Below are 12,304 nucleotides of genomic sequence, written 5' to 3' on the forward strand. Positions count from 1 at the left end.
TAGCGGAACCGCGGCAACCGCGGGTTGACCTGCGACAGGATGTCGTTGCCCTCGACGACGGACTCGCCGAACCGGTCACCGAGCCCGGTCAGCGCCTCGGCCGCCGCGCTCAGCGTCGCGTTCAGCTCGACCGGATCGACCTTCTGCGAGATCTCGGTGATGGTCTCGAACAGCGTGTTGAACTCGGTGGTGACCCGCTGCACCCGGATCTGGTCGGAGCTGCTGATCCGGCGCGGGTCGGGGTTCGGCGGCGAGCTGAACGACACGTACTTGTTGCCGAAGACCGTGCTGGCCTTGATGTCCGCGGCGACGTTGGCGGGGATCAGGTCGATGTACTTCGGTTCGATCTCCAGCGTGAGCTCGGCCTGCGGCGCCTCACCGACCGTCCGCTCGTCGATCTTGCCGACGCGGCCGATCTGCACGCCGTTGTAGGTGACCTTGGAACCCTCGTCCATGGCCAGTCCGGTCCGGTCGGTCACCAGCGTCAGGTCGGTGGTCGGCCTGAACGCCCCGCGGAACTGGAAGTACACCAGCGTCAGGACGACGGCCGCGATGGTCAGCAGGACGACGGCGGACGTCTTGACCGGTGGGCTGTACTGCCAGTGCCGGAATCGTTTGCGCCACCCCTCGCTGTTCACCATCCGCGCCAAGCCGGCGGCGCCGACACGGCAGCGAGTGCTTCCCCGACGATCACGTAAACCCTTTCGCCGCTACTGAACCCGACACGCCGACCCGTTGCGCGGGTCTCACCTTCTCAACCGGTGCACGGCCGCGCAACTCGCGCGGCGTCATCTTGGTCACATGCGTGACCAACTTAGGCGACCGCTACCGGCTCATCGCGACCGGCTGAAGTCGAGCGCCTCCCACAGCTCGCGGCGGTCGGCCGTCGGGTCGACCTCGACGCGCGACCGGCGGTCGAAGATCCGCACCGCCCGCTGGTCGGCCCGGTGTTGCGGCCAGTGGCGCCCGGGCACGCCGGCGCGGGCGAATTCCAGCCACCGCCGCTGCATGTCCTCGCTGACCCGCAGCGCCGCCCGCCGGTCGCCGGCCACCGTGAGCAGCGGCCCGATCCGGCTGCGGTAGGTGTCGAAGACGGCCAGCAACTCGGTGGCGTGGGTGGCGCCGAGGCCGGCCCACCGCAGCGTGCGCGGCGCGAAGTCGTAGCGGTACAGGTAGGCGGGCGCGTGGCGGCTGTGGGCGTCGGCCAGCCGCCACGCCACCGCGCCGAAGGTGAAGTCGTCACCGAACTGGCGGCACGCGGCGGTGCGCGGATAGCCCGGATACGCGCGGGCCACCCGCTCGCGCAGCTGCGGGTCGGCGGCGAGCAGCCGCTCGATCACCGGTTCGTTGGTGGGCAGGTAGCTCGTGAACCGGCTGAAGAGCCGGCTCTCCTCGGCGTTGTGGCCGACGATCAGCGGTACCCGCGCGGCGGTGCCGGCGAGCATGGCGTCGACCGGGTGCGCGGGCAGGTAGTCGCCGTCGATGGTCGGGCCGACGGTGAAGGACCACGGCCGCTCGCGGACCGTGCGCACCATGAGCCGTTCGAGCGCGCGCACCAGCCGCGACGGCCGGGCGGTCAGCACCGCCTCGACCGGATCTTCGCCGCCGAGCTGCAACGTCTCGACGAAGCGCTGCGCGGTCTCGGCGGCCTCGTCGCTCGGCCGGATCATCCCGCCCGGTGGGCTCTGGGCTATGGCCTGGCGGAAGAGCCCGTCGGCGGCGGGTACCGCCAGCAACGAGGTGACCGCGTGCGCGCCGGCGCTCTCGCCGAAGATGGTGACGTTGGCGGGGTCGCCGCCAAAGCCGCCGATGTTGTCGCGCACCCACTGCAGGGCGAGCACCAGATCGCGCAGGAACAGGTTCGACTCGAACCGCTCCGGCGACAACGACGTCAGGTCCAGGCAGCCGAGCGGGCCGAGGCGGTAGTTGACCGACACGTACACGCAGCCGCGTCGCGCCAACGCGGCGCCGTCGTAGAGCGGGGTGGCTGAGCTGCCGAACATGTAGCCGCCGCCGTGGATGAACACCATCACCGGCAGGTTCTCCGCCCGTTCGGGCGACACCACGTTGAGCGTCAGGCAGTCCTCGCTCATCGACTGCCGGGTGTTCGGCCCGAGCAGCGTGTAGCGCGGATCCTGCGGGGCGCAGTGCCCCCACTCACGGCAGTAGCGCACTCCGCGCCACGGGGCGGCGGGCTCCGGTGCTCGGAACCGCAGCGGCCCGACCGGCGGCTTCGCGTACGGAATGGCCCGCCAGCGACGCACCCCGGAGCGCACGAACCCCTCCACGGTGCCGGCGGTGGTCGAGACTTGCGTGGCCCACGACGTCATGTGGTGGACCGTAGCAACCGCCGCCCGCGGGCGCCCCGCGGTGGGCGGTGCGGCGGACAGGTCACCCGCCGACGGCCTCCCGCGCCGCCACCAGCGCGCCGATCCGCCGGGCGCACGCCCCCGGGTCGCCGCCGGCCAGCGACCAGCCGCGGGCTCGCAGCAAATAGGCCGCCGACGCTGCTTCGGCCGAGACCCCGAGCCCGCCCTGCACGTGCGCGGCCACCGTGGCGGCCCTGGGCGCCTCCTCGGCCAGGAACACGAACGCCGCTGCGGGCAGCTCGGGCCGTTCGTCGGGCTCGTGGTCGCAGAACCACGCCGCGCGGTGCACCAGCCCGCGGCCGCTCTGCACGGCGATCGCGACGTCGGCGAGTGGGTGGGAGATGCCCTGCAGCGTGCCGATCGGCACGCCGAGGGTGTGGCGGGTCTTGGCGAACTCGACGGCGATGGTCATGGTCTGCTCGACCAGGCCAACCAGCGCGGCGGCCGTCAACAGCCGCCATTCGTCGAGCGCCCGTTGGTATGCCGCGACCGCACCGGCGCCGGACGCGATCACCTCCCGGCCCTCGGCGGCCGCCGGGTCGACCCACGCCATCGGCAGCCGGCCGATGTTGTCCACCCGCGCCGGGCGGGTGGCGAACGTCAGCCGCTCGACGTCGTCGCCGTTGCGGACGACGATCTGGTCGGCCACCGCACCGGCCGGGACGAGCCGCACACCGGCGCTGTCGTACTGCGGGTCGAGCCCGGCGAGCCGGCCGCCGGTGACGAAGGCCTCGTCGAGCGCGCCGAGCGCGGCGAGCAGCCGGGTGGCGCACACGTGGTCGATCCACGGCACCGGCGCGAGGTGGCGGCCCAGTTCCTCGGCGACCAGCGCGAGGTCGACGAGCGTCGCGCCGTCACCGCCGGCGGCCTCGGGAAGCGCCATCGTGGTGGCGCCCATCGCGCACAGTTGCTCCCAGAGGCGGGCGTCGAAGCCGGTCGCCTCGGCGGCGCGCACGGTCTCGATCGGTGACCGGGTTGCGAAGAAGTCGCGGTAGGCCGCCTGCACGGCGCGATGGTCTTCGCTCAGGCTGTAATCGAGCCGGCGCAGCTCGTAGCGGTCCATCGCGCGTCGCGCCCCGGCCGGATCAGACCTCGACGACGACCGCGCCGCCCTGGCCGCCGCCGGCGCACATCGCGGCGACCCCGATGCCGCCGCCGCGGCGCTGCAGTTCGTAGACGAGCGTGGTGACCATGCGCGCACCCGACGCGGCGATCGGATGGCCCAGGCTGCAGCCGCTGCCGGAGACGTTGACGAGCTCCTCATCCAGCCCGAACTCGCGGCACGCCGCGATGGGCACCGACGCGAACGCCTCGTTGATCTCCCACAGCGCGACGTCGGACGCCTGCAGGCCGGCGCGGTCGAGCACCTTCGAGATCGCCCGCAGCGCACCGAGCCCGCAGTCGCGCGGGGCGATACCGGCGGCGGCCCACGCCTTGACGGTCGCCAGCACGCCGAGGTTGTTCGCCGCCGCGTAGTCGGCGTCGACGAGCGCGACCGCGGCCGCGGCGTCGTTGGTGCCGCTGCTGTTGCCGGCCGTGATCGAGAAGCCCTCGATCTCCGGGTGCAGCACTTTCAGCCCGGCGAGCTTCTCCACCGTGGTGTCGCGGCGCGGGTGCTCGTCGACGCTGAACTCGGTGACCGAGCCGTCGAACTGGTCGACCTTGAGCGGCACGATCTCGTCGACGAAGGACCCGGCGTCGATCGCGGCGACCGCGCGCTGATGCGACCGGGCCGCCCAGGCGTCCATCTCCTCGCGGCTGATGCCCATGGCCTTAGCGGTGTTCCAGCCGACGGTGATCGACATGTCCTTGGCCGGTGCGTCAGGGGTCTCGACGTGGGTGGGCGGCATCCACCGCTCCTCGAACTTCAGCTCCGGGCCGGGGATGCGCCAGTTCACCAGCGGGGTCATCGACAGCGACTGCACGCCGCCGGCGACCAGCGCGCGCTCCATGCCCGAGCCGATCTGCGCCGATGCGTTGCCGATCGCGGTGAGGCTGCCCGCGCAGTGGCGGTTCACCGACTGGCCGGGTACGTGGTCCATGCCCGTCGCCGTGGCCGCGTAGCGCGCGAGATCGCCGCCGCCGTAGTGGGATTCGGCGACGATGATGTCGTCGATGTCCGCCGGGTCGACACCGGAGCGACGGACCACCTCCGGGAGCACCGTGGTGATGAGCGTCTCGGGCGGAGTGTTCACCAGCGTGCCCTTGAAGGACCGGCCGATGGCTGTCCTGGCCGCACCGACGATGACGGGTGTACCCATATCTGAAGACTCCGGGTGTCGGGCTGCCCCAGCCGGCAGCGGGAAACTTACAAAAACGGTAGCAGCTGTAATGCTCGGGTTGCCAGCCCCGGGCGTCGGCCACCTCGCACGCGGCGTTAGATCCGGTACTCCTCGAGCAGCCGCCTGCTGATGATCTGCTTCTGGATTTCGCTGGTGCCCTCGCCGATGAGCAGGAACGGCGCGTCGCGCATCAGCCGCTCGATCTCGTACTCCGTGGAGTAGCCGTAGCCGCCGTGGATGCGGAAGCTCTGCTGCGTGACCTCCGAGCACAGTTCGCTGGCGAGGTATTTCGCCATGCCGGCCGCGACGTCGTTGCGGTCGCCGGAGTCCTTGAGGCGGGCGGCGTTCACCATCATCAGGTGCGCGGCTTCGATCTTCGTCGCCATCTCGGCGAGCTGGAAGGCGATGGCCTGGTGCTGCGCGATGGGCTTGCCGAACGTGGTGCGCTGCTGGGCGTAGCGCGCGGCGAGCTCGAAGGCCCGGATGCCGACGCCGCAGGCCCGCGCCGCCACGTTGACCCGGCCGACCTCGACGCCGTCCATCATCTGCGCGAACCCGCGGCCCGGCACGCCGCCGAGCACGTCGTCGGCCGCGGCGCGGTAGCCGGCGAAGATCAGCTCGGTGGTGTCGATGCCCTTGTAGCCGAGCTTGTCGAGCTTGCCCGGAATGGTGAGCCCCGGCTTGACGTCCCCGAAGCCGGTGGGCTTTTCGACGAGGAACGCCGTCAGGTTGCGGTGCGGCCGCTCGGCGCCCTCGTCGGTGCGCACCAGCACCGCGACCAGCGTGGAGCTGCCGCCGTTGGTCAGCCACATCTTCTGCCCGTCGATGATGTAGCCGCCGTCGTCGGTGCGCTTCGCACGGGTGCGGATGGCGGCGACGTCGGAGCCCAGCTCCGGTTCGGACATCGAGAACGCGCCGCGGGTCTCGCCGGTGGCCATCCGCGGCAGGAACCGCTGCCGCTGCTCGTCGGTGCCGTGCTGACGCAGCAGGTAGGCGACGATGAAGTGGGTGTTGAGCACCCCGGAGACGCTCATCCAGCCGCGGGCCAGCTCCTCGACGCACAGCGCATAGGTGAGCAGCGATTCGCCGAGCCCGCCGTAGGACTCCGGGATCATCAGCCCGAACAGGCCCATGTCCTTCATCGCGTCGACGATGGCCTGCGGATAGGTGTCGGTGCGCTCCAGTTCTGCGGCGGCGGGGATGACCTCTTTGTCGACGAATTGCCGCACGGTGGCCAGGATCTCGGTCTGCACCTCGGTGAGGCCGAGGGTCTGCGCCAGGCGGGTCATGTCACCCGCTCGAACACCGCGGCCAGGCCCTGCCCGCCGCCGATGCACATCGTCTCCAGCCCGTAGCGGGCCTGCCGGCGGTCGAGTTCGCGCGCCAGCGTGGCGAGCATGCGGCCGCCGGTCGCCCCGACCGGATGGCCGAGCGAGATGCCCGAGCCGCGGACGTTGGTGCGCTCGCGGTCGCGCTCGGTGAACCCCCACTCCGCCATCACCGCGAGCGCTTGGGCGGCGAACGCCTCGTTGAGCTCGATGAGGTCGATGTCGGCGAGTTTCAGCCCGGCCTTGGTGAGCGCCGCGTCGGTGGCGGGCACCGGGCCGATGCCCATCACGTCGGGCGGCACGCCGGCGACCGCCCAGGACGCCAACCGCACCAGCGGCCGCAGTCCGAGGTCGGCGGCCCGCTCGGGCGTGGTCACCACGCACATGGCGGCCGCGTCGTTCTGGCCGCTGGCGTTCCCTGCGGTGACGGTCGCCTCCGGATCGTCATTGCCCAGAATGGGTTTCAGCTTCGCCAGCGATTCGAGGGTGGTGTCGGCGCGCGGATGCTCGTCGGTGTCGAGCACCTGCTCGCCGCGGCGGCTCGTCACGGTGACCGGAACGATCTCGTCGGCCAGCACACCGTCGCGCTGCGCGGCCACGGCGCGGCGGTGCGATTCGACGGCCAGCTCGTCCTGCTCCTGCCGTGAGATGCCGTACTCCCGCCGCAGGTTCTCGGCGGTCTCGAGCATGCCGCCCGGCACCGGGTGGTGGCGCCCGCCGGCAGTGGTGCGGCCGCGGGCCAGCGCATCGTGCAGCATGACGCCGTGGCGTGGGGGTCCCCACCGCATGTCGGTGGCGTAGAAGGCCGCGTTGCTCATGGACTCGGTGCCGCCGGCGACCACCAGGTCGTTGGCGCCGGTGCCGACCTGCAGGCAGGCCTGAATCACCGCCTGCAGCCCCGACCCGCACCGGCGGTCGAGCTGCAGGCCCGGCACGGTGACCGGCAGGCCCGCGTCGAGCGCGACGACGCGGCCGATCGCCGGCGCCTCGCTGCTGGGATAGCAGTGCCCGAGGATGACGTCCTCGACGGCGTCGGGCGCGAGGCCGGTGCGGGCCAGCAGCCCCTGCAGCGCGGCGACGCCGAGGTCGACAGCGGAGAGCGGCTTGAACATGCCGCCGTAGCGCCCGATCGGCGTGCGGACCGGCTCGCAGATCACCGCATCGCGGGTCACAGGTGGCGGCCGCCCGTCACCTCGAGCGTCGTCCCGGTCATGTACGACGACAGGTCGCTGGCGAGGAACAGCGCGACCTTGGCGACCTCGTCGGGTTCGCCGGCGCGGCCCATCGGCACCTCGGCGAGCTTGGCGTCCCAGATGTGCTGCGGCATGGCCTCGGTCATGGCCGAGCGGATGAGCCCCGGCTGAATGGCGTTGACCCGCACCCCCAGATGCGCCAGCTCCTTGGCGGCGGCCTTCGTCATGCCGACGATGCCGGCCTTGGCGGCGGAATAGTTGGTCTGCCCGATCATGCCGACCTTGCCGGAGATCGACGACATGTTGACGATGACGCCGCGCTTGTTCTCCCGCATGATCGCCGCCGCCGACTTCAGCCCGTTCCAGGTGCCCTTCAGGTGCACGGCGATGACCTGGTCGAACTGTTCTTCGGTCATCTTCCGCAGCGTGGCGTCGCGGGTGATGCCGGCGTTGTTCACCATGATGTCCAGGTCGCCGAACCGCTCGACCGCCGTCCGCACCAGCGTCTCGACCTCCGCGCTGTTCGTGACGTCGCAGCGCACGGCCGTCGCGACCTCGGCGCCGCCGAGCTTCGCCGCGGCCTGTTCGGTGGCCTGCAGGTTGACGTCGCCGAGCACCACCCGGGCGCCTTCGGCGATGAAGCGTTCGGCGATGGCGTACCCGAGACCTTGCGCTCCGCCGGTGACGACGGCGACCTGACCCTGCAACAGCGACATCGGTGGAGCGTGGCATTTCGCCGCTCATTTGGGAAGCCGCCGCGGCAGCGGCTGCGTCGCGGCGCCCGCACGCTGCTATATGTGAACCGTGGAGCCGGACGTCACCCCCGTCGCGTCGGCCGTCGTGCTGCTCTCGGGTCACGGCGCGCTGGACCGCGAGCTGGTGGGCGGCAAGGCCTACGGGATCGACGTCATGGCGCACCACGGTCTGCCGGTGCCGCCCGCGTTCTGCCTCACCACCGAGGTGTGCCGCCGGTTCTTCGCCGACCCGCGGCGGACGCTCGACGCCCTGTGGGCCGACGTGCGGGCCGCGCTGGGTTGGCTGGAGCACCGCACCGGCCGCACGTTCGGCTCGGGCCCCCGGCCGCTGCTGGTCAGCGTCCGCAGCGGCGCCGCGCACTCCATGCCGGGGATGCTCGACACGGTGCTCAACGTCGGTGTCGACGACGCCGTGCACGCCGCCCTGACCGCGACGGCCGGCCGGGAGTTCGCCGACGACGTCCGGGCGCGGGCGATGCGCCACCCGGTGGGCGCCGCGGGCGGGCCGCCGGAGGTGCAGCTGCGCGACGCCATCGCGGCCGTCTTCGCGTCGTGGCACTCCCCCCGGGCTGCGGCGTACCGCCGCCACCACGGCATCGACGACGGCGGCGGGACGGCCGTCGTGGTGCAGGCGATGGTGTTCGGCAACCTCAACGGCCGGTCGGGTGCCGGGGTGCTGTTCACCCGCAACCCCATCACCGGCGACAACACTCCGTACGGCGAGTGGCTGCGCGGCGGCCAGGGCGAGGACCTGGTGTCGGGCACCACCGACGGCGAGCCGATCGGCGCGCTCGCGGCAGCGCAGCCCGAGGTGCACCGGCAGCTGCTCACCGCCGCGGCCGCGGTGGAGCGGCGCGAGCGCGACGTGGCGGACATCGAGTTCACGGTCGAGGACGGCCGGCTCTGGCTGCTGCAGACCCGCCGCGCCCGGCGCTCCGCCCGCGCCGCCGTCCGGCTGGCGCTCGCGCTGCACGCCGAGGGCATCATCGGCGACGCCGAAGCGCTGCGACGGGTCACGCCGGAGCACGTCCGCGCCCTGCTGCCGGCGGCGGCGTCGTCGCCGCGCTGCACTGCGGCACCGCTGCTGGCATCCGGGCTGCCGGCCTGTCCGGGCGTCGTCTCCGGCCGCGCCTACACCGACGTCGACGCCGCGATCGACGCCGCCGACGACGGCGAGGACGTGATCCTGGTGCGCCGGCACACCAGCCCGCAGGACGTCCAGGGCATGCTGGCGGCGCGCGGCCTGGTGACCGAAGTCGGCGGTGCGACCTCCCACGCCGCCGTGGTCAGCCGCGAGCTGGGGCGCCCCGCGGTCGTCGGCTGCGGAACGGGTGCCGCGGCCGCCCTGGCCGGCCGGCTGGTCACCGTCGACGGCACCCGGGGTGAGGTCCGCGACGGCGCCGCCGATCCGGGGCCGGGATCGCCCGGCGACGCCGCGGCGCTGCGGGCGCTGGCGCAGCTGGCGCGGACGGTCGCCGCGCGCGACGGCGACGACGCGGTGCGCGACCTGCTGGCCGAACTCGCTGCGGCCGGCTGACCGCGATGTGCGAGCTCCAGGTGCTGCAGGCCGTCCGGCTCAAGGGCCGCATCCGGCCGACCGAGCTCGCCGCCACGGTCGGCGCCGACCCGGCGACGGTCGAGCGGCTGGTCGAATCCCTCACGGCGGCGGGCTATCTGGTGTCGGGCGCGTCGGTGCGGCTGTCGCCGGCCGGCCGGGCGCGGCTCGGGGAACTGCTGGCGCAGGAACGCGCCGGCGCCGATGCCGACGCGGTCCGGGCCGCCTACGACCGGTTCCGGGCGGTCAACGAGGAGCTGCGGGCGCTGGTGTCGGCGTGGCAGCTGCGCCCGGACGCTGCGGCCGACCCGGACGCTGCCAACGACGAAGGCCGGCTGCTCGCCCGCCTCGACGGCGTCCACGCCCGGGTGATGCCGATCGTCGCCGACGTCGCCGCCGCGCTGCCCCGGCTCGGCGGCTACGCGACGAAGCTCGCCGCCGCCCACGCGAGGATCCGCGGCGGCGACACGTCCTGGCTCGCCCGCCCGCTCGTCGACAGCTACCACACGGTCTGGTTCGAGCTGCACGAGGAACTGCTCGGCGCCGCCGGCCTCACCCGCGAGGACGAATCCGCCGGCTGACCCGGTGCCGGCCGCCGGGCCGGGCGGGTTCACGCACCGCGGGTCGCAGCTCCAGCGGGATGTCGCTGAGCCCGATGCGGCTGTGCCAGCGCATCATCGGCAGCGGCGCCCACCAGTTGGCCCGGCCGAGCAGGTGCATCACGGCGGGCACCAGCAGCATCCGCACCAGCGTCGCGTCCATCAGCACCGCCAGCGTCAGACCGAGCCCGAACATCCGCATGATCGACACGTCGGAGGCCGTCAGCGCGGCGAACGAGATGGACATCAAGAGCGCCGCGGCGGTGACGATGCGCCCGGTGCCGGCGAGTCCCCGCGCGATCGCCTCGTCGTTGTCGGCGGCGGTGGACCGGCGCGACGCCAGCCAGTACTCCCGGATGCGCGAGATGAGGAACACCTCGTAGTCCATCGACAGCCCGAACGCGACGCAGAACAGCAGCACCGGGACGTGGGCCACCAGCGTGCCGGTCGCGGTGGTGCCCAGCGCGCCGAGGTGGCCGTCCTGGAAGATCCATACCAGCGCGCCGAACGTGGCGGTCAGCGACAGCATGTTGAGCAGCACCGCCTTGATCGGCAGCAGCACGCTGCCGGTCAGCAGGAACAGCAGCGTGACGGTGACGGCGGCGATCACCAGCAGCACCAGCGGCAGGCGCGCATTGATGGCGGCGGCGTTGTCCGCGTTCACCTGCGCGGCGCCGCCCACGACGTAGGGGCGGCCGGCCGGTCCGATCACGCCGTGCAGCCAGTCGAGTTGACTGGGCTCCGCGTCGTCGGCGGTGGGCGCGGTGCTGTTGACGGTGAAGTAGGCGCCGCCGTCGGCCACCCCGGCGGGACTCCCCGGCGGACCGACCATCACCCCGCCGACATAGGTTCCGGTCGGACCCGACGCCGACGAGACCTCCGGCGTGGTCGACAGATCGCGGGTGAACCGTCCGATCTCGCGGGCGTCCACGCCGGTGATGTCCGGCACGACAACGGTGATCGCGGTGCCCGGGTCGTGCGGGAAGTCCTCGCGGAGCAGGTCACCGACCTGCCGCGCCGACGCCGACGCCGGCAGCATCCGCTCGTCGGGGAACCCCCACCGCACCCCGAGGAACGGCGCACCGAGCACCAGCAGGAGTGTGGCGCCGGCCAGCGCGACCGGCACCGCCCGCCGGGTGGCGAAGCGGGCGCTGCGGTACCACAGCGTCTCCTCCGGGCGCTTGTGCTCCCGCGGCGGTCGGCGCAGCAGCCGGCGCGCGAGGGGTCGCACGTCGAGGGCGTCGATCCGGTCGCCCAGCAGCGCGATGGCGGCGGGCCCGATCAGCAGGGCCGCCAGCGCGGTCAGCACCACCACGGTGCAGCCGGCGAGTCCGAAGGACCGCAGGAAGTACATCGGGAACAGCGTCAACGCCAGCATCGAGCACCCGACCGTCGTCGCGGAGAACAGCACGGTGCGGCCCGCGGTGGCCATCGTGACGGTGAGCGCGTCCTCGGCCGGCGCGCCGGCGGACCGCTCGTCGCGGTACCGGCTGAGGATCAGCAGCGTGTAGTCGATCGCCAGGCAGAGCGCCATCGCGACGGTGAGGTTGAGGGCGAACGTCGAGACGTCGGTGACGAAGGTCAGCAGGCGCAGCAGCGCCATGGTCCCCACCACCGACCAGATGCCCACGGCCAGCGGGATCGCGGCCGCCAGCAGCCCGCCGAACACCCACACCAGCACCGCGAAGCTGAGCGGGAACGCGACCGCCTCCATGACGATCAGGTCGCGCTCGGACTGGCTGTTGATCTGCACGTACGCCATGGCGGGGCCGCCCGCGACGACCTCGACGTCGCCGCGTGGCCCGGCGATCCGGTCGGCCAGCTCCTTGGCGTGCCGTTGGGCGTCGCTGCCCCCGCCGGTGATGCCCGCCGCGACCAGGCCGGTCCGGCCGTCGGAACTGGTGAGCTCCCGGGCCGCGGCCGGCGGGGCGCTCCACGCCGAGACGACGCCGTCGACGTCGGGGGAGGCGGCGAGCTGCCCGGCGACGTCCTGCGCCACCGCGCGCACCTGCGGATCCGCGACGCCGCCGCCGCCGCGGATCGCGAACACAATGCCGAGATCGCCCTGGCCGAACTGCTGCGACATGAGGTCGGACGCCCGCGAGGACTCCGCGGCGGGATCCCGGAAGCCGGCGGCCGACAGCATTTTCGTGACGTGCGCGCCGAAGTAGCCGGCCCCGACCATCACCAGTACGGCCACCGTCAGGACGAGGCCCGGCGCTG

Annotated in this window: 10 protein-coding genes; 2 read left to right on the forward strand and 8 right to left on the reverse strand. The window is 72.9% G+C overall.

Annotated features, from left to right (window positions below):
- The 7 genes from LV457_RS16920 to fabG form a co-directional block, all read right to left on the reverse strand.
- Positions 1-641 (reverse strand): MCE family protein (locus tag LV457_RS16920; RefSeq protein WP_232172663.1); only part of this gene is annotated, 641 nt, incomplete at its 3' end.
- A 192-nt stretch (positions 642-833) separates the two neighbouring features.
- The gene (locus LV457_RS16925; RefSeq protein WP_232172665.1) at positions 834-2,330 is read right to left on the reverse strand and encodes a carboxylesterase/lipase family protein; all 1,497 of its coding nucleotides are present in this window, start codon (positions 2,328-2,330) and stop codon (positions 834-836) included.
- Between the two features lie 61 nt (positions 2,331-2,391).
- Positions 2,392-3,432, reverse strand: a complete 1,041-nt coding sequence (locus LV457_RS16930) for an acyl-CoA dehydrogenase (RefSeq protein WP_232172666.1) — start codon at positions 3,430-3,432, stop codon at positions 2,392-2,394.
- 22 nt (positions 3,433-3,454) lie between these two features.
- On the reverse strand, positions 3,455-4,630 hold the full coding sequence (locus tag LV457_RS16935) for a thiolase family protein (RefSeq protein WP_232172668.1): 1,176 nt from the start codon (positions 4,628-4,630) through the stop codon (positions 3,455-3,457).
- Positions 4,631-4,746: 116 nt separating this feature from the next.
- Positions 4,747-5,940 (reverse strand): acyl-CoA dehydrogenase family protein, encoded by a 1,194-nt coding sequence (locus tag LV457_RS16940; RefSeq protein ID WP_232172670.1) that lies wholly within the window; start codon positions 5,938-5,940, stop codon positions 4,747-4,749.
- Entirely contained in the window at positions 5,937-7,151 is a 1,215-nt protein-coding gene (locus tag LV457_RS16945; RefSeq protein ID WP_308192215.1) for an acetyl-CoA C-acetyltransferase, read from the reverse strand. The genes LV457_RS16940 and LV457_RS16945 overlap by 4 nt, the downstream gene beginning before the upstream one ends.
- Positions 7,148-7,888 (reverse strand): 3-oxoacyl-ACP reductase FabG, encoded by a 741-nt coding sequence (gene fabG, locus LV457_RS16950; RefSeq protein ID WP_232172673.1) that lies wholly within the window; start codon positions 7,886-7,888, stop codon positions 7,148-7,150. Before fabG ends, LV457_RS16945 begins: the two co-directional genes overlap by 4 nt.
- 88 nt (positions 7,889-7,976) lie before the next feature.
- Here fabG and LV457_RS16955 point away from each other — a divergent pair, with 88 nt between their 5' ends.
- Complete coding sequence (locus tag LV457_RS16955) at positions 7,977-9,464, forward strand: pyruvate, phosphate dikinase (RefSeq protein ID WP_232172675.1); 1,488 nt, start codon at positions 7,977-7,979, stop codon at positions 9,462-9,464.
- Positions 9,465-9,469: 5 nt separating this feature from the next.
- Positions 9,470-10,063, forward strand: a complete 594-nt coding sequence (locus tag LV457_RS16960) for a helix-turn-helix domain-containing protein (protein WP_232172676.1) — start codon at positions 9,470-9,472, stop codon at positions 10,061-10,063.
- Here the strand turns inward: LV457_RS16960 and LV457_RS16965 are convergent.
- Positions 10,035-12,281: an MMPL family transporter gene (locus tag LV457_RS16965; RefSeq protein ID WP_232172677.1), complete on the reverse strand. Its 2,247-nt coding sequence runs from the start codon at positions 12,279-12,281 to the stop codon at positions 10,035-10,037. The genes LV457_RS16960 and LV457_RS16965 overlap by 29 nt on opposite strands.
- Positions 12,282-12,304: the final 23 nt, after the last annotated feature.

Source organism: Mycobacterium sp. MYCO198283 (assembly GCF_021213805.1).
Lineage (GTDB): Bacteria > Actinomycetota > Actinomycetes > Mycobacteriales > Mycobacteriaceae > Mycobacterium.